The sequence below is a fragment of the Streptomyces torulosus genome, assembly GCF_001419765.1.
Classification (GTDB): domain Bacteria; phylum Actinomycetota; class Actinomycetes; order Streptomycetales; family Streptomycetaceae; genus Streptomyces; species Streptomyces torulosus.
The window spans coordinates 1-23053 of sequence record NZ_LIRK01000443.1 but is presented as its reverse complement, the minus strand read 5'-3'; the positions used below and the strand labels follow the sequence as shown (position 1 = coordinate 23053).

Annotated in this window: 18 protein-coding genes; 8 read left to right on the top strand and 10 right to left on the bottom strand. The window is 71.2% G+C overall.

Features of this window, described 5'->3' with window-relative positions; translation table 11 throughout:
* Nucleotides 1–732, top strand: a 732-nt coding sequence (locus AOK23_RS28595; protein ID WP_055715505.1) for a glycoside hydrolase family 43 protein, incomplete at its 5' end; no start/stop codon positions are given.
* A gap of 1 nt (nucleotide 733) precedes the next feature.
* Nucleotides 734–2146 (top strand): RICIN domain-containing protein, encoded by a 1413-nt coding sequence (locus AOK23_RS28590; RefSeq protein WP_055715504.1) that lies wholly within the window; start codon nucleotides 734–736, stop codon nucleotides 2144–2146.
* 7 nt (nucleotides 2147–2153) lie between these two features.
* On the opposite strand, the gene AOK23_RS28585 is transcribed toward AOK23_RS28590, so the two are convergent.
* Complete coding sequence (locus AOK23_RS28585) at nucleotides 2154–3836, bottom strand: rhamnogalacturonan lyase B N-terminal domain-containing protein (RefSeq protein ID WP_055715503.1); 1683 nt, start codon at nucleotides 3834–3836, stop codon at nucleotides 2154–2156.
* 191 nt (nucleotides 3837–4027) lie between these two features.
* Here AOK23_RS28585 and AOK23_RS28580 point away from each other — a divergent pair, with 191 nt between their 5' ends.
* The 3 genes from AOK23_RS28580 to AOK23_RS45690 all read left to right on the top strand — a co-directional run bounded on the left by AOK23_RS28580 (nucleotide 4028) and on the right by AOK23_RS45690 (nucleotide 7420).
* Nucleotides 4028–5110 carry a rhamnogalacturonan acetylesterase gene (locus AOK23_RS28580; protein ID WP_055715502.1) on the top strand — a complete coding sequence of 361 codons (1083 nt, stop codon included), beginning with the start codon at nucleotides 4028–4030 and terminating at the stop codon, nucleotides 5108–5110.
* Nucleotides 5111–5186: 76 nt separating this feature from the next.
* Entirely contained in the window at nucleotides 5187–6956 is a 1770-nt protein-coding gene (locus AOK23_RS28575) for a DUF2264 domain-containing protein (protein WP_055715501.1), read from the top strand.
* Nucleotides 6953–7420 (top strand): hypothetical protein, encoded by a 468-nt coding sequence (locus tag AOK23_RS45690; RefSeq protein ID WP_055715500.1) that lies wholly within the window; start codon nucleotides 6953–6955, stop codon nucleotides 7418–7420. Before AOK23_RS28575 ends, AOK23_RS45690 begins: the two co-directional genes overlap by 4 nt.
* Nucleotides 7421–7465: 45 nt before the next feature.
* Here AOK23_RS45690 and AOK23_RS28565 read toward each other — a convergent pair whose 3' ends face one another.
* From AOK23_RS28565 to AOK23_RS28555, 3 genes are all read right to left on the bottom strand, one after another.
* Nucleotides 7466–8080, bottom strand: coding sequence for a dihydrofolate reductase family protein (locus AOK23_RS28565; protein WP_055715499.1), 615 nt, complete (start codon nucleotides 8078–8080; stop codon nucleotides 7466–7468).
* Nucleotides 8081–8336: 256 nt separating this feature from the next.
* Nucleotides 8337–8936, bottom strand: a complete 600-nt coding sequence (locus AOK23_RS28560) for a TetR-like C-terminal domain-containing protein (protein ID WP_055715498.1) — start codon at nucleotides 8934–8936, stop codon at nucleotides 8337–8339.
* Nucleotides 8937–9044: 108 nt separating this feature from the next.
* Entirely contained in the window at nucleotides 9045–10364 is a 1320-nt protein-coding gene (locus AOK23_RS28555) for a jacalin-like lectin (protein ID WP_055715497.1), read from the bottom strand.
* A gap of 239 nt (nucleotides 10365–10603) precedes the next feature.
* Between AOK23_RS28555 and AOK23_RS28550 the strand changes: the two genes are divergently transcribed.
* Nucleotides 10604–12316, top strand: a complete 1713-nt coding sequence (locus tag AOK23_RS28550; RefSeq protein ID WP_055715496.1) for a PHP domain-containing protein — start codon at nucleotides 10604–10606, stop codon at nucleotides 12314–12316.
* A complete protein-coding gene (locus AOK23_RS28545; protein ID WP_055715495.1) occupies nucleotides 12313–12825 on the top strand; it encodes a hypothetical protein in 513 nt (170 codons plus the stop codon). The genes AOK23_RS28550 and AOK23_RS28545 overlap by 4 nt, the downstream gene beginning before the upstream one ends.
* A 78-nt stretch (nucleotides 12826–12903) precedes the next feature.
* Here the strand turns inward: AOK23_RS28545 and AOK23_RS28540 are convergent, their stop codons facing one another.
* The 6 genes from AOK23_RS28540 to AOK23_RS28515 all read right to left on the bottom strand — a co-directional run bounded on the left by AOK23_RS28540 (nucleotide 12904) and on the right by AOK23_RS28515 (nucleotide 21953).
* Nucleotides 12904–15786, bottom strand: a complete 2883-nt coding sequence (locus tag AOK23_RS28540) for a glycoside hydrolase family 2 TIM barrel-domain containing protein (protein WP_055715494.1) — start codon at nucleotides 15784–15786, stop codon at nucleotides 12904–12906.
* 19 nt (nucleotides 15787–15805) lie between these two features.
* Nucleotides 15806–16699: a carbohydrate ABC transporter permease gene (locus AOK23_RS28535; RefSeq protein ID WP_055715493.1), complete on the bottom strand. Its 894-nt coding sequence runs from the start codon at nucleotides 16697–16699 to the stop codon at nucleotides 15806–15808.
* A complete protein-coding gene (locus AOK23_RS28530) occupies nucleotides 16696–17661 on the bottom strand; it encodes a carbohydrate ABC transporter permease (protein WP_055715492.1) in 966 nt (321 codons plus the stop codon). Before AOK23_RS28530 ends, AOK23_RS28535 begins: the two co-directional genes overlap by 4 nt.
* Before the next feature lie 23 nt (nucleotides 17662–17684).
* Complete coding sequence (locus tag AOK23_RS28525) at nucleotides 17685–18950, bottom strand: ABC transporter substrate-binding protein (RefSeq protein WP_063791417.1); 1266 nt, start codon at nucleotides 18948–18950, stop codon at nucleotides 17685–17687.
* Between the two features lie 310 nt (nucleotides 18951–19260).
* Nucleotides 19261–20514, bottom strand: a complete 1254-nt coding sequence (locus AOK23_RS28520) for an ROK family transcriptional regulator (protein WP_206336313.1) — start codon at nucleotides 20512–20514, stop codon at nucleotides 19261–19263.
* A 191-nt stretch (nucleotides 20515–20705) separates the two neighbouring features.
* Nucleotides 20706–21953, bottom strand: coding sequence for an FAD-binding protein (locus AOK23_RS28515; RefSeq protein WP_055715490.1), 1248 nt, complete (start codon nucleotides 21951–21953; stop codon nucleotides 20706–20708).
* A 157-nt stretch (nucleotides 21954–22110) separates the two neighbouring features.
* Between AOK23_RS28515 and AOK23_RS28510 the strand changes: the two genes are divergently transcribed.
* A partial coding sequence (locus tag AOK23_RS28510; RefSeq protein ID WP_055715506.1) for a hydroxyacid dehydrogenase occupies nucleotides 22111–23053 on the top strand: 943 nt, incomplete at its 3' end.

Genomic DNA, 23053 nt, shown 5'->3' with positions numbered 1-23053 from the left:
GGCAAGTGGTACATCTACTTCGCCTCCGCGCCCGCCGAGGACATCTGGGCCATCCGGATCTGGGTCCTCGAGAACGCGCACCGTGATCCGTTCAAGGGCACCTGGGTCGAGCGCGGCCAGCTGAAGACCGCCTGGGAGACCTTCTCCCTCGACGCCACCACCTTCACCCACCGCGGCACCCGCTATCTGGCCTGGGCGCAGCACGAGCCCGGCATGGACAACAACACCGCGCTCTGGCTGTCGAGGATGGCCGACCCGCTGACGCTGACCGGGCCGCAGGTCCGGCTCTCCACCCCGGAGCTGCCCTGGGAGGTCATCGGCTTCAAGGTCAACGAGGGCCCGTCGGTCATCCGGCGCAACGGCCGCCTGTTCATGTCGTACTCGGCGAGCGCCACCGACTTCAACTACTGCATGGGCCTGCTGACGGTCGACGAGGACGCCGACCTGATGAACCCCGCGAACTGGTCGAAGTCGCAGACGCCGGTCTTCACCAGCAACGACACCACCCAGCAGTACGGGCCGGGCCACAACAGCTTCACCGTCGCCGAGGACGGCCGCACCGACGTCCTCGTCTACCACGCCCGCCAGTACAAGGACATCGTCGGCGACCCCCTGAACGACCCCAACCGCCACACCCGTGTGCAGCGCCTCGGCTGGAAGCCCGACGGCACCCCCGACTTCGGCGTCCCCGTCGCCGACACCCCCACCCCGAGTTCCTGGAAGGAGAGCTGAGATGAGACGTGCGTACGCGATCCTCCTCGCGCTCTGTCTCGCGCTGGCCGGCGCCCTGGTCACCGCGGGCCCGGCCCAGGCGGCACCCCAGACCGTCCCCAACGGCGTCCAGTTCACCGACAGCGGCGGCAACCCCGTGCACGCGCACGGCGGCGGGGTCCTCAAGGTCGGCTCGTACTACTACTGGTTCGGGGAGCACCGGAACCCCGACAACACCTTCAAGTACGTGTCGGCGTACCGCTCGACGGACCTGAAGAACTGGGAGTTCCGCAACAACGTCCTCACCCAGGCCACCGACCCGGAGCTGGCGACCGCCAACATCGAGCGGCCGAAGGTGATCTACAACGCGTCCACCGGCAAGTTCGTGATGTGGATGCACAAGGAGAACGGCGTCGACTACAGCGAGGCCCGTGCCGCCGTCGCCGTCTCCGACACCGTCGACGGCAACTACAGCTGGCGGGGCAGCTTCCGTCCGCTCGGTCAGCACATGTCCCGTGACATCACCACCTTCGTGGACACCGACGGCACCGGCTACATGATCTCGGCGGCCCGCGAGAACTACGACCTCCAGATCTACCGGCTCACCGCCGACTACACACAGATCGCCGCCCTCGTCGCCGACCCCTGGCACGGCGGCCACCGCGAGGCCCCGGCCCTGTTCAAGCGGGGCGGCGTGTACTTCATGCTGACCTCGGGGGCCACCGGCTGGAACCCCAACCAGCAGCAGTACGCCACCGCCACCAACATCGCCGGACCGTGGACGGCCATGGCGAACATCGGCGACTCGACGACGTTCGGCTCGCAGACCGCGTACGTCCTGCCCGTGCAGGGCACGTCGACCACCTCGTACCTCTACATGGGCGACCGCTGGGGCAACTCCTTCGGCGGCACGGTCAACGACTCCCGCTATGTGTGGCTGCCGCTGACCTTCCCGACCTCGACCACGATGTCCATGTCCTGGTCGCCGGAGATCACCGTCGACACGGCCGCCGGCACGGTCAGCGGCACCAGTGCCACCTACAACACGCTGGTCGCGCGGCACTCCGCCAAGTGCGCCGACGTGACGAGCCAGTCGCTGTGGGCGGGCGCCCAGCTCAAGCAGTACGCCTGCAACGGCGGCACCAACCAGAAGTACTGGTTCAAGTCCGTCGGCGGCGGCTACTACCAGCTGGTGACCCGCCACAGCTCCCTGTGCGTGCAGGAGAACGCGAACACCGTCACCCAGGAGAACTGCAACTCCTCGGCGAACAACCAGCAGTGGTCCCTGACCACCACCGGCTCCTACGTCAACGTCAAGTCCCGCGCGACCGGTGAGTGCCTGGACGTGAACGGCGGGTCCACCGCCGACTCGGCCGCGATCATCACGTACACGTGCAACGGCGGCACGAACCAGCAGTGGACACGCGGCACATGACCGGGCGTCAGCTCAGCAGGTCGATCGCGTCGATCGCCGTCCCGGCACTCAGATAGGAGGTCGTCCCCGACCCGCTCACCACGTTGATCCTCAAGCCGTTGTACTGACTCGTGTCCGTCAGCCAGGCGGACGCCGGGACGCTGTAGGTGAACGTGTGGTTGTTGCCCCGGTAGGACCCGTTGGTCAGGGACCGCGTGTTCGGCTGGGTGGGCGGGGAGGGGATCGCCGACGTCCATCTGTCGTTGACGACGACCTGCGGCCGGCCATTGGCGTAGGCCGTCGTCACCCCGATGCGCAGGGTGTGGGCGGCGGCGGCCTGCGCGGCGGTCAGTCTGAAGTACACGAGGATGCCGCTGTTGACGTCCTTCCACAGATAGCAGGGGAAGGCCGACGTCTCGGTGCCGCTGCCGATGACGACATTGCCCGTCCAGGAGGCGGCCCGGACGTCCGAGGGATGCGCGTACGTCATCAGGTCGGCGTTCTTGAAGCCGCCGGGCGTGCCGTTCCAGTCGTTGATCCGCCAGATCGCGGTCGCCCTGGACGGGTCGTTCGACGACGGGATCGCGATCGAGTTGAGCGTCGTCGTCCCGCCCGCCGTGACGGACACGGAGGTGGTGTACACCGCCAGCTCGCCCTTGAAGACCGTCAGGGTGTACATCCCCGGAAGCACCCCGGACAGGGAGAAGAAGCCGTCCGACGACCGAGCCGAACCCCAGTACTGTGCCGCCGAGTTGGCGAGCCCCACGGTGTACGGGTACGCCGCGTCGCGCCCGGTGATGCCGACGCCCGCCACCCGGCCCCGGCCGCCCGCGCCGACGTACCCGGCGATGCCGAGCGCGTCCGCCCACGGGGTGGTCAGGGTGCCCGGGAACAGCGACGAGGAGGGCGCCCCGCCGTCGGTGAACGCGATGACGTACGGGCCCTGGAGCCCGAACCGCTGCTCCTCGGTCTGGTTCTGCCCGTAGTAGAGGATCTCGTACAGGCCGCCGCCGTCCGCGCTCTGGTGACGCAGCAGCGAGCGGTAGAACGGGCCGCCGGAGGCCTTCTCGTGGTTGGAGCGCACGATCCACAGGCCGACGCCGTTCGCCGACCAGCCGACGTAGTCGTAGTCCATGACCCGCAGCTTGGAGAAGTGCTTCGAGCGGGTCTGGCCGTCGGACTTCCTGAACACGTCCGAGGCCTCGATGGTGGTGGGCGCGTACGTGTAGGAGTCGGGCGCGTCGTTGAGGAACAGGCCCGCCCTGACGCGCAGGATGAAGCGGGTCGCCGAGACCGAGGTGTCGGCCTTGTTGGTCCACACGTAGATGTTGTTCTCGCCGCTGCGGGCCGCGTAGTAGTGCCGCAGCGTGCCGTAGGCGACGGAGACCAGGATCGTGGAGCCGGACTGGCGGATCGTCACGGTGGAGCTGCCGAGGCCGGACTCGATGTGCGAGTTCATGCCGCCGTAGCCCTGGTACTCCGTGCCCCGGTGGACGAGCGAGGCCAGATCGCCGTTGCTCTTTCTGACCTTGAACACGAGGTTCGCGCCGGTGTCGACGACGTAGTGGGTGCCGTCGTCGCTCCAGCCGAACGCGGCGGCGCGGGCGGTACCGGCGAGCGGCCCGGCGAGTGCCGCGCCGGCCGCGGTCGCCGCCGCGCCGATGACGAAGCCGCGGCGGCCGAGGGCCTCTTGGTCGGTGGCCTGGGACATGGGGGGCCTCCTCAGGAGGGTGGGGGGAGTGCGGGTGATTCGGAAGAGTGACAGTTGAATCGATTTCGCGAAAGGGCTTTCGGCACAAGGAAGTTGGCAATCTTGTGAAAGTGGACCGACATCTAGAAAGCGCTTGCCAAACGGGGTACGGTCCAGCCGCCGGGTCTTGTCATCCCTCCCGAGGAGCCGCAATGAGACGTTTCACCGTCGCCGCGCTGACGGCGGCGACCCTGGGCACCGTCCTGTCGGCCGCACCGGCCCAGGCGCACCACGGCCGACCTGCCCTGGGCCCGGAGAACTGCGCCGCGAACGCCTGCCACTTCGACGTCCCCGCCGGCACCTACGACGTGACCGTCCGACTCGGCGGCGACAGCGCCGCGAGCACGAGCATCACCGGCGAGACACGCCGCGCCCTCCTGCCCGAGACGGCGACCGCCGCCGGCGAGCCGGTCTTCCGCAGCTTCACCGTGAACGTCCGCACCCCCGAGGGCGAACCCACCGGCCCCGACGGCACCCCCGGCCTCGACCTCGTCATCGGCGGCTCGGCCCCCGCGCTGGCCGACATCCGCGTGACCCCCGCCCTCCCCCGAGCTCTCGGCTCCGCTCGAGCAGGGGGGACCCCCATGACCCGGCAGATCTTCCTCGTCGGCGACTCCACGGTCTGCGACCAGCCCGGCGACCCTTACGCCGGCTGGGGCCAGCAGCTCCCGCGGTACCTCCGCAAGGGCCTCTCGGTCGCCAACCACGCCGACTCCGGCGAGAGCACGGTGTCCTACCTCGCCGACTCCCGGCTGTGGGCCACCGTCCAGCCGCGGATCCGCCGGGGCGACCTGGTGCTGATCCAGCTGGCCCACAACGACAAGCAGACCGACGAGGCCACCTACCGCGCCAACCTGGAGACCCTGGTCGCGGGCGTCCGCGACAAGGGCGGCCGGCCGGTCCTGGTCACCCCGATCGTGCGCCGCTGGTTCAGCGCGGACGGCACCCTCAACAACAACACGGCCCTCCTCGTCAACGGCCTCGGCGTCGACCACCCGGCGGTCACCCGCTCCGTCGCCGCCGCCCACGGCGTGCCCCTGATCGACCTCACCGCGAGGACGAAGGCCCTCGTCGAGTCCCTGGGCCCCGAAGCCTCCAAGGCGCTCTACCTCTACAACGAGAAGCGCGACAACACCCACACCTCCGTCCACGGCGCGACCGTGTACGCCGGCCTCGTCCGCGACGAACTCGTCGCCCAGGGGCTGGTGCCCGTCGGGCGGACCAGGGTGGGATGAGCCCCTGGGGCGCCCCGACCGGAACCGGGGCGCCCCAGGTTCCAACCGACAGCGACGACCCAGGAAGCGTGCGCCCATGCCCTCCCAGCCCGACGAGGACCGCAGCCTCAGCCCGTACACCGGCTACACCCGCGCCCACTGGGAGGCCGCCGCAGACGCCCTGCTGGCCGCCGTCGAGCCGTACGCGACCGCCGACGGCGCTCTGTACGACCTGCCCGGCGACCGCACGAGCTGGTCGGGGCACCTCTCGGACGGCCTGGAGGGCTACGCCCGTACCCTGCTCCTCGCCGCGTTCCGCAAGGACGAGAAGGCCCTCGCCCGCTACGCCGACGGACTCGCGGCCGGTGTCTCGGGGATGTGGCCGCGGATCGAGGACCGCGGCCAGCCGCTCGTGGAGGCGGCGTCCATCGCCCTCGCGCTCCGCCTGACGCGGCCGCTGCTGTGGGACCGCCTCGACGACGGGGTGCGCCAGCGCGCGGCGGCCTGGCTCGGCGACGCGCTCACCGCCGAACCCTGGCCGTGCAACTGGGAGTTGTTCCCGGTGACCGTCGGCGGGTTCCTCGTGGAGATCGGCCATGAACCGGAGAGGTCCCGCCGGGTGATCGAGGAGCGGCTCGACCGTATCGAGCAGTGGTACCTCGGCGACGGCTGGTACACCGACGGCGACGGCCGCAAGTTCGACTACTACAACGGCTGGGCGATGCACCTCTACCCGGTGCTGCACGCCTGGCTCGCCGACGACACCCGCCTGCTGGACCTCTACGGCGGCCGTCTGGCGACCCATCTCGCCGACTACGCCCGCCTGTTCGGCGGCGACGGCGCCCCGCTGCACCAGGGCCGCTCCCTGACGTACCGCTTCGCCACCACGGTCCCGCTCTGGCTCGGCGCGCTGAGCGGCCGGACACCGCTCGGGCCGGGCGAGACACGCCGGCTGGCGTCCGGCGCCCTGAAGTACTTCCTCGACCGGGGCGCCGTCGACGACCGGGGCCTGCTGTCGCTGGGCTGGCACGGCCCCGACCCGGCCGTGCTCCAGGGCTACTCGGGCCCCGCCTCCCCGTACTGGGCGAGCAAGGGTTTCCTCGGTCTGCTGCTGCCGCCGGACCACCCGGTGTGGACGGCCACCGAGGAGGCCGCGCCGGTGGAACGCGCCGACGAAATGCGGCCCCTCGGCCCGCCCAACTGGCTGCTCCAGTCCACCCGTTCGGACGGCCTGGTCCGCCTCCACAACCACGGCAGCGAGGACGTCCGCTACGACCCCTACTACACGCGACTCGCGTACTCCACGGTGACGGCGCCCGTGCCCTTGGCGGAGCCCCCGGCGACGTACGACAACAGTGTGATCGTCGACGGCGACGCGAGCCGGACCGACATCGAACCGCTCGGCGTGGGCGAGGGCTGGGCGGCGTCCCGCCACACGGCGGCCGGGGGAGCGCGGGTGACGAGCCTCGTCCTCGCCCGCGGGGCGGTGGAGGTGAGGGCCCACCTGGTGTCGGGGGCGGCACCCGGGACACCGGTCCGCGTGACCGGCTGGGCGCCGACCGAGGGCGTCCGCACCGACCTCCGACCGGCCCTCGGCCTCATGGACGCCGAGGACGGCGACGGCGCGCCGACCGGGCAGGCCCTCACCGGCGAGACCGCCGACGACACCACACTCTTCGTGGCCCTGGCCCGTCTGACGGCCGATCCGGCCCCGGCCCCGCTGGAGGACACGGTGTCCGTGCGCCTGACCGACCAGGGCGAACTCCACGTGCGCTGGACCGGCGGCCCGGAGGCCCGGGCCCACCTGCTGGACGGCGCGGTTGTCTCCGAGGACCTGGAGCCGGTCGGCGTGCCCCGCGCAACGTGACGTCGGCCGTGGCCGTCTCCCTGTCCGGGAGCGGTTCCACCCGCGCCGGGGAAGGAACCGGGGCGGTCAGGGCCACGGCGGAGGCCGGGCACGACGAGGAGAACAAGGTGCGCGAGGTACGACAGGAGAGAACCGGCCGACCCCGGCCGTGCCCCCGGTCCGACGAGCGACTCGCCCGGCTGTGGGAGGAGCACCTGCGCGCACCGTTCCCGGCCGGCCGGCGCGGCGCGGACGTCGCGGGCCTGGACCTGGTCCTCGTGGATTCCGATGTCGCGGGCCTGGTGCGGACGGAACTGGACGGCTGCGGGCTCGACGACGGTGACATCGCCGCCCTCTGGGCGCGCGCCGCCGACCTCGACAAGATCGTGCCGCTGATCGACGAGGAGTACTGCGCCGCGTACTTCGCGAGGCTGCGCGCGATGGCCCGACTGGCGGCGGCACCTTACGTGCCCGCCGCCACGTGAGCGACCGTCGGGCCGCGCGCGGGATGCCGGTACGGGTGCGGGCGTTCAGACGATGTCGTAGGTCAGATGGGTCGCGGTCGAGGTGATGGTCGCTTCGTGTCGTACGAGGGCGCGGGGTGTCCTGCCGGTGAAGAGGGGCGTGCCGGTGCCCAGGACCACGGGGGCGAGGTGGAGTGTGAGGGCGTCGAGGAGGCCGGCGTCGAGGGCCGAGCCGACGGTGGTGCCGCCGCCCATCACGACCACGTCGAGGTCCTTGCCGCCGGCGGCCGACGCCGCCTCGGCGCGCTCGCGCGCGGTGGCGACGGCGTCGGCCATGCCGGTGGTGACGAAGGTCCAGTCGAGGCCGGTGAGCCGGACGGCGTCCGGCGGTGAGCTGGTCACGACCACGAACGCGGGTTTTCCCACCTCGCCCGCGCCGTAGCCGGTCTCGTCGTCCCAGCCGTACGGTCCGTCGACCACGTCGAAGAGACGCCGGCCGAGGACGACGGCGCCGGAGCGGGCCGTCGCCTCGCGCAGGATCCGGCGGTCCTCCGGGTCGTCGGAGAACGCCCAGGTGTGCAGAGCCTCGCCGCCGGTGCCCAGCCCGTTGTCCGGGCCGGGGTCGGGTCCGGTGACGAACCCGTCGAGGGAGACCGAGATGTCAGCGATGATGCGGGTCATACAGGGCAGACCGCCTCCACGCCCGGAACTCATCGGTCGCGTGCGGCGGTAACCCGCGGCGGTCATCCGTGCGGCACGGCGGGGATGGCCGTGCGGCGCGGCCGGGGTGACCGGCGGGTCGCCGTCCGCCGCCGGGACCTACGGCTTCCACCACCGGGCTTCGAGCTCGTCGCGAGCCGTCCTTGTGCACCCACGGGCAGGCTCACGGTCGTGCTCGTGACGGTGAGGTCCGCCGCGGCGCGGAAGGTTGCCGACATCACGACGGCGGCACGGGCCCCGTCACGGCCGTTTCCCGGGGCCAGTTCTCCAGGGCGATGTGCAGGGCCTCGATCGCCCGGTCCCAGGAGGTCCGTACGTCGCGTGCCGCGCCGAAACCGCCGTCCGCCTCCAGGGCGCAGTAGCCGTGGAAGGTGCTGCGCAGCAGGCGTACGGCGTCGGTGAGATCGGGCTCCTCCAGGCCGTAGGCGCGGAGCATGCCGTAGGTGATCTCGGCGGTGCGGCGGAAGGCGGGCGAGGCGGCCACCAGGTCCTGGTCGATGCGGGCCTGGGTGGCCGCGTACCGGCCGGGCCGCTCCAGGGCGTACGCCCGGTAGGCCCCCGCGAACGCGGCCAGCGCGTCCTTGCCGGCCCGCCCGGCCACCGCGTCCGCGATCCGCTCGATCATCTCGCCGCCGGCCAGGAACGCGACCCGGGTCCGCAGGTCCTGGAGGTTCCTGACATGCGAGTACAGGCTCGCGTCCTTCACCCCGAACCGCCGAGCGAGCGCCGACAGCGTCACGTTCTCGAACCCGACCTCGTCCGCGAGGTCGGCCGCCGCCGCGACGACCCGCTCGGCCGTGAGACCGGTTCTGGGCAAGGGCGACCACCTCGTGTTCCGCGCGCCTGGGATGTGTGAGAACAGCCTAGGGCCCTGGGTGAGGCGGACGCCCTCCCCTCCCGGCGCTCCTGGTCGCGGCCCCCCGGGTCAGCGGAGGGGCGCGTACAGGACGCCCAGTTTGTCGATCTCGGTGCCCGCGCGGCCGGTGAAGCCGACGATCTGCCGGCCGGCGGGGGCGGTGAAGGTCCGGGTGTCGGCGGTGGGCGTGCCGGAGGCGAGGGTGCGGCCCTGGTCGGTGGTGAAGGCGGCGGAGAAGATCCGGGTGCGGCCGTCCTTCTTGCCCTGGGTGAGCTTCACGGACGTGAGGTGCTCGCCGGGCGCCAGGGTCAGCGAGACGGCCGTGCCACCGGTGCCGCCGTGGGTGAGCGTCGTACCGCCGTCGTGCGTGAGCGACACCCCGTCGAGGCGGGACGCGCCGCGCAGCGTGAGCGTGCGGGGCGAGACCGCCGAGGGGAGGTCGCCGGCGTCGCTGAACGCCGTGCCGTGCGGGCCGCCGAAGAAGTCGCTCGCCCCGAACCGGGGGTTGACGCTCCAGGAGAAGTCGACGGTGTGCGGGAAGTGGTCGGAGAGGTTCTTCCCGCCCGCGTCGAGGAACTTGGCCCACTCGTTGTGGTAGCGCGTGGCGGTCAGGTCCACCAGGGGGCTGCCCCGGTAGAGGACCTTGTCGACGACCTCGCAGTCCTGGGCCGGGGCCGTGGTGGCGCAGACCAGCGCGTCACCGCCCTGGGCCGGCGGCCTGCCGCCCTTGACGAGGTCCACCCACGGGTCGCGCAGGCCGTTCTCCGACACGAGCGTGCGGATGTTGTCGCCCGCGCGCGTGTAGCGGGTGTTGGTGTCGCCCATGACGATCACCGCGTTGCCCGCCGAGTTGGCCTTGATGAAGTCGGAGAGCTGGGTGATGTTCGCCCGGCGGGCGGCCAGGGCCGCGTCGTCGGAGTCGGCGTTGGTGTGCACGTTGTAGAGGTCGACGAAGACGCCCTCGGCGAGCCGCACCCGGGCCAGCGAGAAGCCCTTCGGGGTCAGGCAGTTGGTGCCGGTGCACTTGTTCCACTTCACCCGCTCGAAGTCCTCGAAGGGCAGGTCCGAGAGGGTGTTGAGGCCGTCCCCGAAGGGCACCCCGCCGCTGGTCGCCGTGCGGTGCGGGTGGCCGTCGCCCGCGTACAGCGCGGCGTGGTAGTTGAAGTCCTCCTGGACGTTGACGAGGTCGTACGCGCCGAGGCGGGGCGAGATCAGGGGGGTGTTGGTCTTCGGACTGCCGGAACTCAGCCCCTCCGGGAGGCCCGCGACGTTGTACGTCAGCACGTTGAAGGTGCCGGAGGCGGCGGCCGTCGCGGGCGCCGCGCCGGTGGTGGCGAGGCCCGTGACGGCCAGGGCGGCGGCAGCGAGGGTGCCGAGGAGTCGTCTCATGCGGGTACTCCGGGAGGGGGGCGGGAAAGGTGAGCGGTGCTCAGATTCTGTGTCCAACAGTGTGATGGGCAAGGGCAGTTGAGGAAACAGTGAGAGGCGTGGCGATTTGACGCGTCCATGGCGCTCTGTGGTCACCCGGAACTCGTTCAACGTTCATGTTTCGCCTCGATCCTCCACGGGCGGCGCACTCGCGTCGCGGAGGGCAGCCGCGGAAGGCAGCGGCATCCAGGAGGCGTCACATGGGGCACGGGCACACGCACGGTCATCACCACCACGGACACGACCACGATCACGAACACCTGGCGGCGGACGGCCTCCCCGCCGCCTTCGACACCGCCGTGCCCGACGAGGCGCTGACCCCCGAGCAGCAGTCGCGCCGCACCCTGCTGCGCCGCGCCGGTCTGCTGGGCGCGGGCCTGACCGCCGCGAGCGTCCTCGCCCCGGCGGCGGCCACCCCCGCGTACGCCGCCGCCACCGGCAGCCGCAAGCGCGGCGGTTTCCTGTGGCTGTCCGGCGACCACCACATCCACACCCAGTACAGCAACGACGGCAAGTACCGCGTCGTCGACCAGGTCCGCCAGGGCGCCCGGCACGGCCTGGACTGGCTGGTCATCACCGACCACGGCAACGCCACCCACGCCAAGATCGGTGTCGAGAAGGTCAACCCGGACATCCGTCAGGCCCGGGCCGCGTACGGGGACACCCTCGTCTTCCAGGGCCTGGAGTGGAACATCCCGGCCGCCGAGCACGGCACCGTCTTCGTGCACCCCGGCAAGAACGAGGTCGCCGTCCTCAAGCAGTTCGAGACCGACTACGACGGCGGCGTGAAGGGCGCGACCGACTCGACGCCCGCCAACGAGGCGCTCGCCATCGCCGGGCTGAACTTCCTCGCCGAGCAGGTCCGCCGCCGCAAGGTCAAGGACGTGCTCATGCTCGCCAACCACCCCGCGCGCAAGGGCATCGACTCGCCGCACGAACTGCGCGCCTGGCGGGACGCCACCAGCCCCCGCCACCGGATCGCCGTCGGCATGGAGGGCGCCCCCGGCCACCAGGCCGGAGGTATCGCCGCACCCCTCGGCATGGGCCGCGCCCGCGGCATCTACGACAACAGCCCCGGCGCCAACTCCTTCCCCGGCTACCCCCCGGAGTCCTACCGGACCTGGGGCGGCTTCGACTGGATGACCTCCACCGTCGGCGGCCTGTGGGACAGCCTGCTCGCCGAGGGCAAGCCGTGGTGGATCACCGCCAACTCCGACTCCCACAACGTCTACACCGACACCGCCGTACGCGGCGGCCCGGACAGCGACTTCACCGCCAACGGCAGGCACACCGACCCCGTCTACGGCGGGAAGATCGACCTGACGGAGGGCGACTACTGGCCCGGCCAGTACAGCCGCACCCACGTCGGAGCCGCCGGCTTCTCCTACGCCGCCGTCATGGACGGCATCCGCGCGGGCCGCGTCTGGGTGGACCACGGACAGCTCGTCAGCGGCCTCGACATCCGGGTGTCCGGCGGCAGCCGCTGGGCCACCCTCGGCGGCGCCCTGCACGTCAAGAAGGGCACCAAGGTCACGCTGACCGTCGACGTGGCGCTCGCCGGCGGCCCCAACTGGGCCGGTTTCGTGCCCAAGCTGGCGCGCGTCGACGTCATCCAGGGCGATGTGACGGGAGCACCCGCGGACAAGGACACCTTCACCGCGCCGACCGCGAAGGTCGTCAAGTCCTACGAGGTGAACAGGTCCACCGGCACCGTCCGGTTCACCTATCACCTCGGCCGCGTCGACCGCCCGCTCTACGTCCGGCTGCGCGGCAGCGACGGCAACCGCTCGGCCGTCGGCGCGATGGGCACGGCGGTCGACCCGGCGGGCCCCGCCATCGACGTCGTCGGTGACGCCGACCCGTGGCGCGACCTGTGGTTCTACTCCAACCCGGTGTGGGTGCTGCCCTCGTGACGCCGTACGCCCTCACCGTGGACGCCGGGGTCCGGGACCTGCGCACCGCCGACCGTCTGCTCCATGCGCTGGCCGCCGAACTCGCCCTTCCCGAGGGCACGTTCGGCTGCACGCACCTGGTCCGCGACGGCCGGCCGAGGGTCGCGCTGTCCCTCGCGATGCCGTCCCAGCCGCTCCTGAGCACCGTCCGGGAGCGGCTGGCGGCCCGCGATCACGAGGTGACGCCCGGCATCCCGGACGCCATGGGCCGTGCCGTGCTCTATCCCGGTGTCACGGAACTGACCGGCACCCTGACCGTCGCGGACGTGCTGGACCGCTCCGCGATCACCCGGGTGACCGTGCTCGGCGGGCCCGGCGAACCGGACCCGGCCACACCGCTGATGACACAGGACCACGTGCGCCCGCACTGGCAGGGCGGCGAGCTGATCCTCACCGCCATGCCCGCCGTCGGCGGCACCCTCGTCCCCTTCGAGGTCCCCGAACCGACACCGTGCTGCGCGGACCACTGAGACAGGCCGGCGGACACGCGTGAGGGCGGCCGGGCCGTGAAGCCCGGCCGCCCTCACCGTTCAGGGGGCAGCTCCCGCTCAGCGGGCCTCGGAGAACACGAACGAGAACTCCGTCGGCTCCGCCCGCAGGTGGTACTGCGGCAGCGCGCCCGGCCCGCACGACTGCGAGCCGATGCCCATCTGGCCGTGGTCCAGGTTGACCCACACCGTGTCACCGGCCCGGAGGTCGGTCAGGTGCTCGGCGGCGTCGAGCTGCTCGCTCGTCCAGCGCCGCGCGGTGAACCAGAACTCCGGGTGGCCGTCGATCCGCAGACCGCCCAGCTCCGCCCAGCGGACGTCGGGGCGGGCCCCGTTCTCCTGGGGGCGCAGGTACGGGGTCTGCAACCCGTCGACCGAGGAGTGCCAACGACCCAGCATGGACGCCGACTTGGTGTCGGGGTAGCCCTCGCCGGGGCCGCCGCCGTACCACTTCACGGCGTCCGCCGAGGACAGCCCGAAGCGGATGCCGAGGCGGGGGAGCGGGACCGTCCAGTCGCCCTCCGGGTCCACCGACACGGTCAGCTTCAGCCGCGTCCCGTCCGACGTCCAGCGGTAGGTCGTGCGCAGCCCGATCTCCCACGCCGCCGGCGCCACCCGGGTCCGTACCGTCAGCGCGTCCTCGCCCAGCTCGACGGCGTCCAGCCGGTGGCGCATGCGGTGGAGGCCGAACTTGCGCCAGAGCAGGCCGTACTGCGGATCCGGCTGCCAGTCCGCCCCGGCGTCGTTGTCGGTCGGCGCCCGCCAGATGTCCAGGCGCAGCCCGGTCACGTCGACGCCGCCGATGGTCTTCAGCGCGCCGGTGCGGGCGTCGAAGGAGGCCGGGCCGAGGTACATCAGCTTCTCGCTCGCCGTGGGACCGTCGCCGGGGGCCACGACCGGCGACGGGCGCTCCACGACCGGCAGTTGCGCCCACGCCACCTGGTGGTCCTTCCTGCCCCACGCGGTGTCCTCGGCCAGCAGCGCCCGTACGGTCCACAGCGCCTCGCCCGCCGGCCCGCCGGACGGCGGCTGCGGCAGCTTCACCTCGGCCGACTCGCCGGGCTTCAGGGAGGGCACGACCAGGGCGCCCGCCTCCAGCGTCTCCCCGTCGACCTGGTACGACCACTCGAAGGCCAGCTCCGACAAGTCCGCGAAGTCGTACGCGTTGCGCACCCGGACCGTGCCGGCGGCGCCGTCGCCGTCGATGCGGACCGGCTCGATCACCTTCTTGAACTCGACCAGGCCCGGGGAGGGCGTCCGGTCCGGGAAGACCAGGCCGTCGCAGACGAAGTTGCCGTCGTGCAGCTCCTCGCCGAAGTCGCCGCCGTAGGCGTAGCCCAGTTCCGGGTGCTTGACGCCGTGGTCGATCCACTCCCAGATGAAGCCGCCCTGGATGCGGTCGTGCGCCTCGAAGATCCGCTGGTAGTCGGCGAGGCCGCCGGGGCCGTTGCCCATGGCGTGGCCGTACTCGCACTGGATGAAGGGCAGGCCGCGCCGCTTGTGGGTGCCGCCGTCCAGACCCTTGCCGATGCGCTCGACCTCGGCGTGGTCGGCGTACATCCGGGAGTAGACGTCGGTGTCGCGGCAGTCCCAGTCGCCCTCGTAGTGCACCAGGCGGGAGCCGTCGCGGCCGTGGATCCACTCGGCCATGGCGGTCAGACCGCGTCCGGTGCCGCACTCGTTGCCGAGGGACCACATCACGACCGACGGGTGGTTCTTGTCGCGCTCGACCATCCGGGCCGCCCGGTCCAGCAGGGCCGGGGTCCAGCGGTCGTCGTCGACGGGGTTGTCCCGCCAGTTCTGCTCGGTGAAGCCGTGGGTCTCCAGGTCGCACTCGTCGATGACCCACAGCCCGTACTCGTCGCACAGGTCGAGGAAGGCGGGGTGCGGCGGGTAGTGCGAGGTGCGCACGGCGTTGATGTTGTGCCGCTTCATCAGCAGCACGTCCGCGCGCATCGTCTCCAGGTCGAGCGCGCGGCCGCGCTCCGGGTGCCACTCGTGGCGGTTGACGCCCTTGAAGAGGATCGGCCGGCCGTTGACCTTGATCAGGCCGTCCTCCAGCACGACCGTGCGGAAACCGATCCGCAGCGGGACGCGCTCGCCCTCCGTCACCAGTTCACCGTCGTACAGATGAGGGGTCTCGGCGGTCCACGGCTCGACGGGGACGGTCACCGGCTCGCCCGTCGCGACATCGATGTCCAGGCCGGGCACGAGGACCCGGCCGTCGACGTCGGAGTCCACGCGCAGCGTTCCGGTGCCGCCGACGTGGTCGTAGGAGGCGTGCACGAAGAAGTCGAGGACGGCGCCCGCCGGGCGGTGCAGCAGGGTGACCTCCCGGAAGATGCCGGGCAGCCACCACTGGTCCTGGTCCTCCAGGTAGGAGCCCGCCGACCACTGGTGGACCCGCACCGCGAGGACGTTGCCCGTGGGCTTCAGCAGCTGCCCGACGGCGAACTCGTGGGCGAGCCGCGAGCCCTTGAACTCACCGATGTCCGTGCCGTTCAGCCAGACGCGGGCACAGGACTCCACGCCGTCGAAGCGGAGCACGGCCCCGCCGTCCGCCGGCCACCCCTCGGGCAGGTCGAAGTACCGCAGATGGTCGCCGGTCGGGTTCTCCGTCGGCACCCGGGGCGGGTCCACCGGGAAGGGGTACAGGTGGTTGGTGTATATCGGCGCCCCGAAGGCCCCGTCGCCCTGCAGCGCCCAGTGCCCCGGCACGGACACCCGGGCCCAGTCCCCGGCGTCGTAGCCCTCCGCGGCGAAGGAGTCGTCCCCGGCGTCGGCGGTCGGCGACAGCCGGAAGTGCCAGTCGCCGTCGAGGGACAGGGAACGGGCGTCGGAGGACGCGTACCAGGCGCGGGGCGGCAGGGCCCCGCTGCCCGGCGACACGTCCTCGACGTAGTCGACGGACGAGGCGGTGGTACCGGTGGTGCGGAAAGACATCGGTCTCCTTGCTGGTTTCCTAGCCCTTGATGCCGGTCTGCGCGATGCCTTGCACCAGCCAGCGCTGGAGGAAGAGGAAGACGAACACCAGGGGCAGGATGGAAATGGCCGTCGCCATGAAGATCAGATGGAAGTTCACGGTCTGGCCGGTCGTGTAGTTCGAGAGCGCGACCTGGACGGTCCACGCGCTCGGGTCCTGGCCGATGACCAGGGGCCACAGGAAGGAGTTCCACCCGCTGATGAACGTGATCGTCGCCATGGCGGCGAAGAAGTTCAGCGAGTTGGGTACGACGACCCGCCAGTACGCGCCCATGTAACCGAGCCCGTCCATCCGCGCCGCCTCCTCCAGCTCCTTGGGGAACCCCAGGAAGTACTGCCGGAACAGGAAGCACGTGAAACCACTGAAGAGCCCCGGAATGATGAGACCCCGGTAGGTGTCGATCCAGCCGAGGGAGGACACCAGCACGAAGCTGGGCACGAACGTCACGGCCGTCGGGACCATCAGGGTGCCGAGGACGACGTAGAAGACCTTGTTGGCGTGCTTGTACGGGATGCGGGCGAGACCGTAGCCGGCCAGCGAGCAGACCAGCAGGGTGCCCACGGTGTGCAGAATGCCGACGACCGCCGAGTTCCACAGTGAACGCGCGAAGTCGACCGAGGGGTCGTCGAACGGCTCGTTGATGTTCCCCCACTGGATGTCGGCGGGGAACCACTTCCACTCCTCGCCCGTGATCTCCGGGTCCGTCATCAGCGCGTTGCGGACGATCAGATAGAAGGGGATGAGGAAGAGGAGCGCGGCGATGCCGGTGGCGACGTAGAGACCGGTCGAGCCAATCACATTGCCGCTGCGGACCTTGCGCGGCTTGGCCGGTGCCTCGACCCGCTCCGCCGGAGGTGTCGTCGTGGTGGTCACTTGGACTCCTCACCCCTTCCGAATCCCATGATCTTGCCCTGGAGCAGGGTGACGAGGCAGATCAGCACGGTGAGGATCAGCGCGCCCGCGCTGCCCGCGCCGTAGTCCTGGCTGTCGCCGAGGGCCTTGTAGTACAGCTCCATCAGCGGCGGTCTGCCCCAGGTGGTCTTCGCCAGCAGGTTGAAGAACTCGTCGAACGCCTGGTACGCGGCCACGAGGAGCAGCAGGATCACGGCGGTGGAGGTGGCCCGCAGCTGGGGCAGGGTGATGTGCCAGAACGTCTGCCAGCCGGGCTTCGCGCCGTCGATCGCGGCGGCCTCGTAGAGCTCCTGCGGGATGTTCTGCAGGGCCGCGATGAAGAGGATCATGTAGAAGCCGGCCTGGAGCCAGAGCCGTACGGTCACGATGACCAGCCAGTACCACGGCGGGTCGGGACTCCCGAGCCACGCGGTGTTGTCGATGCCGAACATGTTCAGAAAGGTGTTCGCCATACCGAAGCGGACACCGTTGAAGATGGACATCTTCCAGATCAGCGAGGCGGCGACGTAGCTGACCGCGGTCGGCAGGAAGAACACCGAGCGAAAGAACGCCCGCATGAACCGCAGCCGGTTCACCATCAGCGCGAGCCCGAGCGAGGTCGCCCAGGTGAGCGGCACGATGATGGCGGCGAAGACGGTGAAGGTGCCCAGGGACCCCACGAAGTCCTCGTCGGTCAGCATCACGACGTAGTTGTCGAGGCCGACGAACTTGTCGGGGGTGACCGTGAAGCGGGCCTCGAAGAACGAGAGCCACAGGCTCCACAGGATCGGCGTGTAGACGAAGACCGCCAGGCCGATCAGGAACGGCCCGGTGAAGAGCCAGAAGTTGAAGGTGGGGGAGCCCCGCAGCCCCCGCCGCGGCTTGGCCGGAGAGGCCTTCGCCGGGGCGGGGCTGGAGACGCCGTCCTTGGTGATGGTCGACATGTCGTGACTACCTGTCCCCAGGCCTATCCGAACAGCTTCTTCAGCTCACGGTTGACCTTGGCGTCGGCCTTGGTGAGCTCCTTGTCCGGGTCGGCGCCCTTGCGGACCGAGTTGGCCATGACGTCCTCCAGGGCGGTGATGCTCGCCTGGGTCCAGCCGATGTTGTCGAAGTGACCGAACTCGCTGAAGAGCTTCACGCCCTCAGCGGGCAGCCCCGACTTCAGCTTGTCGGCCGACTCCGCGATCGACGTACGCGGCGGGATGTGGAAGCCGTAGGAGAGCGCCCAGTCCTCCTGGTGCTCCTTCTGGTCGATCCACAGCCACTTCACGTACTCCTTGGTCTCCTCGACGTTCTTGCCCTTGGCGTTGACGAACATCGACCAACCACCGTTGTAGACCGACTGCTTGCCCGCGTCGCCGATCTTCGGGAACGGGAAGATGCCGAGGTCGTCGCCGAGCGCCTTCTGCATCTGCGGCATCGCCCACATGCCGCACCACTGCATCGCGGTCAGACCCTGGTTGAGGGCGGACGGGTCCCAGAAGTCGGTGGGGGCGTCGAGCAGCAGGTCACCGCTGGTGAACAGCTTGCGCAGCTGCTTGAAGCCGTCGACGACCGCGTCCGTGTGGTAGGCGATCTGGTTCTTGTCGTCCAGGTGCTGCGCACCGGCCGACCAGATCAGCGGGTTGATGATCGCGTGCAGGGTGTTGCCGAGGTAGGCGCCCTTGACCTTGTCCGTGGTCAGCTTGGCGGCGGCCTCGATCAGCTCGTCCAGCGTCTGGGGGACCTCGACACCGGCCTTCTCGAACATCGACTTGCGGTAGAAGAAGAACTGCGGGTCGTCGATCATCCGGATGCCGTAGATCTTCCCGTCGACCGTGTGCGACTGGATGTCGGCCGGGTTGAAGTCGTCCTTGACCGGGGTGATCAGGTCGGTCAGGTCCGCCACCTGACCGCTCTCGATCATCTGCAGCTGCGGGTGGAACTCGAAGCAGTCGGGGGCCTTGTCCGTGAGCAGCGACGCGAACAGCTTGCTCTCGAAGTTGGAGCCGGTGATCCACTGCGTGGTGACGTTGGCGCCCTTGTAGTCCTTTGCGTACCGCTTGATGGCCTGCTCGGTGCCGGCCTCGCCGTACGCGTGGAAGTACTGCGTCAGGGCCTTGCCGGACCCGGAACCGCCGCCTCGGCCGTTGTTGCTGCCGCACGCGGCGAGACCGCCGGCGGCGGCCAGACCCAGCGCGGCCCGCAGTGCGGTGCGGCGGTCGAAGTTCCTGTTGCTCATTGCCGACATGCTGACGTCCTTGTCTCGAGTGCGGCTCCCGGCGCTGCGCCGGTGCATGGCTCCGCGGCTCAGTGCCCGTGGCTCAAAGAGGCTTGCGGAGCGGGACGTTAACCTTCGGCTAAGGCTTCGGCAAGGGGTTGAACGAAGTCTGTTCGAAGCGTTGTATTCGGTTCGGGTGTCCGAACGTCGGTGTTCCGGGGCGGAGTTGAGAACGGGTACGAGGGCCGCCGGGTCAGGGTCCGGCGGCCCTCTGCTCAGTGGGGTGCCACCGCCGCGACCAGGCCCGATGCCCGGTCGGCGCGGCGCGCACCGGTTCCCGTCACGACGCCGACGCGGTACGGCTCCTCGCCGGGGCGCCGCGTCTGGTGGGCCGCTGGCTGAACGACGACAGCGCCCCTTCGAGGGCGAAGGTCGCGGCGCCCAGGCACACCGGGTCGGTCGGGATGGGGGACAGGACGATCTCGGCGGCGTCCAGCGGCCGGCGCAGCGAGTGCCGCGCCACGGCCTCCCGCACCTCCGTGAGGAGCGGTTCACCGAGTGCGGCCGCGACCCAGCTGCTGAGCACGACCACCTCCGGGTTGAGCAGGTTGACCAGGTCGGCGATACCGGCACCGAGGTAACGGGCGGTGTCCCGGACGACCTTGAGCGCGACGGGGTCCCCGTCGGCGACACCCCGGGCGAGGGCGTCGATGGTCGCGGTCTGGTCCTCGGGGTGCAGCAGGGTGCTCTGCGGGGCGAGTTCCCGCAGATGCAGCATGATGCCGGGCGCGCCGACATAGGTCTCCACGCAGCCGTGGTTGCCGCAGTGGCACAGCCGCCCGTCGAGCACGAGCGTCGTGTGCCCCCACTCCCCGGCGCTGTTGCTGACCCCCCGGTGCAGTCCGCCGCCCAGCACCAGCCCGGCGCCGACGCCCGTGCCGAGGTTCACCACGACGGCGTCCCCCCGGCCCCGGGCCGCGCCGAACCACAGCTCGGCGACCGCGCAGGCCCGCAGCGGATTGTCCAGGTAGAGCGGGTAGGCGATGTGCTCGGCGAGCAGGTCGAGCAGCGGGACGTCGTGCCAGTCCCAGTTCGGGGCGTACTCCGACACCCCACCCTCCCGGTCCACCTGGCCCGGCACGCTCACCCCGACGCCGAGCACGCGCGCGCCCTCGACACCGGCCTGGGTGACCACCGAGCCCACGGCCGCCGCGACATGGCCGACGACCTGCTCCGGCCGGCTCTCCCCGGGGCGCATGTTCTCGTCCGCGCGGGCCAGCACGTTGAGCGCCAGGTCGAACAGCTCGACCCGGACGTAGGTCTCCGCGATGTCGACACCGATCAGCGCGCCGCCGGTGGCGTTGACGGCGACGAGCCCCCGTGGGCGCCCGCCCGCGGAGTCCTCGAAGCCGACCTCGGTGATCAGCCGCAGGTCCAGCAGCTCCCCGACCAGCGTGGCGACCGTCGCGAGGCTCAGTCCGGTGGCCGCCGCCAGCTCCTGCCGGGACGTGGGAGACTCGGCGATGATCTGGCGCAGCACCTCGTAGCGGTTCGCGGTGCGAATGTCGCGAGACGTGCGCTTCACCGACGACATGTTCTCCTCGATCCCTCCGGGCCGTGGCGAGGCTGCGGCCCCGGCGCGGCGCAAGGCTATGACTAGGAGGGACTTTCGACAAGGGGTTAGGAAAGGGGGTTTACAAAGTTCTCCCGGCAGCCGCCACCCCCTGGCCGGAGAGCGACGGGGCGCCTCGGGCCCCAGGTGGGAGACCCGCCCGCCGGTCCCGCTCAGCCGCCGAGCACCTCCCGGACGAAGGCGTTGCGGAACGTACCGGCCGGGTCCAGCGCCTCGGCCAGCGCCCGGAACTCACCCAGGCGGGGGTACAGCTCCCGCAGCGCGGCCGCCGGAACCGTGAACACCTTCCCCCAGTGCGGCCGGGCCCGCAGCGGCGCCAGCGCCTCCTCCACCCGCCCCACCACCGGCAGGACGGCCCCCGCGTCCGCGATCCACGTGAAGTGCAGCGCGACCGTGTCCCGGCCGTGGGAGGGACTGAGCCACTGCTCGTCGGCGGCCACCGTACGGACCTCGCACACCTGGAGCACGGGCGCCACCGCCTCCCGCAGCCCGTCCAACGCGCGCAGTGCCTCCCCGGCGTCCTCGCGCGGCAGCAGATACTCCGACTGGAGCTCCTCCCCGCTGCTCGGCGTGAACTCCGCCCTGAAGTGCGGCAACCGCTCGTGCCACGGGCCGGGCACCCCCAACTGCTCGGTGCAGTTCACCGCGGGCATCCCCGGCACCGGGTGCACGGGCCCGGCCGCCGGCTCGGCCCACGGGAACTCCCGGAACGGCTGGTCGGTGCGCCGCTTCACCCACACCTGGTCGAAGCCGGAGTGCCGCCACCGGGTGAACAGGCTCACGCTGTACGCCGCCGCCGAGACCGCCTCGAGGTCCAGCCCGGCCAGGGGGAGCGGGCCGTGGACGGTCTGGCTCACCTCGAAGGCCGGCTCCAGATCGAGGGTGAGCGCCGTGACCACACCGAGGGCGCCGAGCGAGGTCACCGCCCCGCCGAAACGCTCGTCGCCCCGCCCCAGGGTCAGCGTGGAGCCGTCCGCGAGGACCAGCTCGACCCCGCGGACTGCCGCCGCGAGCGGCCGGTTGCCGTTCCCCGAGCCATGGGTGCCGGTGGCCACCGACCCCGCCACGGAGATGTGCGGCAGGGAGGCCATGTTGTGCAGGGCGAGCCCGTGGGCGTGCACCGCGCGGGCCAGCTCCGCATACCGGACACCGCCCCCGACCCGTACCGAACGGGCCGCCGGGTCCACCTCGATCACCGGCGGCAGCGCGGACAGCGACAGCAGCACGCCGTCCGGGCCGGGTTCGGCGATCTCGTTGAACGAGTGCCCGCTGCCCAGCACCCGCACCCGCTCGCTGCCCGCGACCAGGGCCCGCAGCGCGTCGACCGAGTGCGGCCGGTGCAGCTCCTTCGCGCTGTACGTGATGTTCCGCGCCCAGTTGGTCAGGGTCTCGGTCGTCATGCCTGAAGTCCTCCACCGTCCGCGAGCCCGGGGGCCCGATCCCTAGGTGCGCTCATCCTCCCTGGTCCGGGCCGTCCGTTGACCCCCTCTCGCCCGCCCGCCTACGGTGTGAGAACGGTTACTGCCGTCAAACCGCCCCCACCGGAAGGCCACTTTCTTGCCCGAGCGTCCACGCGCCGTGTTTGCCATGACCGCCGAGAACGTGCCGCGGATCTTCCCGCCGGAGGTGCTGTCCCGGCTGCGGGACGCGGTGGACATCGATCCCGCGCTGGTCGTCGAGCGCGCCGAGGACTTCACCGACCCCCGCGTGCGGCCGGTGCTCGCCGGGGCCGAGGTGCTGATCACCGGCTGGGGCTGCCCCCGGATCGACGCGGCCGTCCTCGACGCGGCGCCCGCGCTGCGCACGATCCTGCACGCGGCGGGCTCGGTGAAGGGCTTCGTCACCCCGGCCGTCTGGGAGCGGGACATCACCGTCTGCACGGCCGCCGACGCCAACGCCCTGCCCGTCGCCGAGTACACCCTCGCGATGATCCTGCTCGCCGGAAAGGACGTCCTCGGCCGGCGCGAGCGCCTGCGCGCCGAACGGAACCACCCCGGCTGGGGCCTCGTCCCCGGCATCGGCAACCACGGCCGCCGCGTCGGCGTCATCGGCGCCTCCCGCATCGGCCGCCGCGTCATCGACCTGCTGCGCCCCTTCGACCTGCGGGTGAGCCTCACCGACCCGTACGTCGACGAGGCGGGCGCCGCCGCACTCGGCGTCCCCCTGCTGCCGCTCGACGACCTGCTGCGCGCCAGCGACATCGTCACCGTCCACGCCCCCGACACCCCCGAGACCCACCGCCTGCTCGGCCGGCGCGAGCTCGCCCTCATGCCCGACGGGGCCGTCCTCATCAACACCGCCCGCGGCGCCCTCGTCGACCACGACGCCCTCACCGGCGAACTGCGCGCCGGCCGCCTCTCCGCGATCCTCGACGTCACCGACCCCGAGCCGCTCCCCGCCGACTCCCCACTCCTCGACCTCCCCAACGCCTTCGTCACCCCCCACCTCGCCGGCTCCCAGGGCAACGAGGTCGCCCGCCTCGGCCTCGCCGTCACCGAGG

Excerpts from the sequence above, each read along its gene's own strand:
- AOK23_RS28580 (WP_055715502.1), top strand. The coding sequence starts at position 4,028 with ATGAGACGTTTCACCGTCGCCGCGCTGACGGCGGCGACCCTGGGCACC.
- AOK23_RS28575 (WP_055715501.1), top strand. The coding sequence starts at position 5,187 with ATGCCCTCCCAGCCCGACGAGGACCGCAGCCTCAGCCCGTACACCGGC.
- AOK23_RS28530 (WP_055715492.1), bottom strand. The coding sequence starts at position 17,661 with ATGTCGACCATCACCAAGGACGGCGTCTCCAGCCCCGCCCCGGCGAAG.
- AOK23_RS28525 (WP_063791417.1), bottom strand. The coding sequence starts at position 18,950 with ATGTCGGCAATGAGCAACAGGAACTTCGACCGCCGCACCGCACTGCGG.
- AOK23_RS28550 (WP_055715496.1), top strand. The coding sequence starts at position 10,604 with ATGGGGCACGGGCACACGCACGGTCATCACCACCACGGACACGACCAC.
- AOK23_RS28555 (WP_055715497.1), bottom strand. The coding sequence starts at position 10,364 with ATGAGACGACTCCTCGGCACCCTCGCTGCCGCCGCCCTGGCCGTCACG.
- AOK23_RS28565 (WP_055715499.1), bottom strand. The coding sequence starts at position 8,080 with ATGACCCGCATCATCGCTGACATCTCGGTCTCCCTCGACGGGTTCGTC.
- AOK23_RS28590 (WP_055715504.1), top strand. The coding sequence starts at position 734 with ATGAGACGTGCGTACGCGATCCTCCTCGCGCTCTGTCTCGCGCTGGCC.
- AOK23_RS28540 (WP_055715494.1), bottom strand. The coding sequence starts at position 15,786 with ATGTCTTTCCGCACCACCGGTACCACCGCCTCGTCCGTCGACTACGTC.
- AOK23_RS28515 (WP_055715490.1), bottom strand. The coding sequence starts at position 21,953 with ATGACGACCGAGACCCTGACCAACTGGGCGCGGAACATCACGTACAGC.
- AOK23_RS28520 (WP_206336313.1), bottom strand. The coding sequence starts at position 20,514 with ATGTCGTCGGTGAAGCGCACGTCTCGCGACATTCGCACCGCGAACCGC.
- AOK23_RS28585 (WP_055715503.1), bottom strand. The coding sequence starts at position 3,836 with ATGTCCCAGGCCACCGACCAAGAGGCCCTCGGCCGCCGCGGCTTCGTC.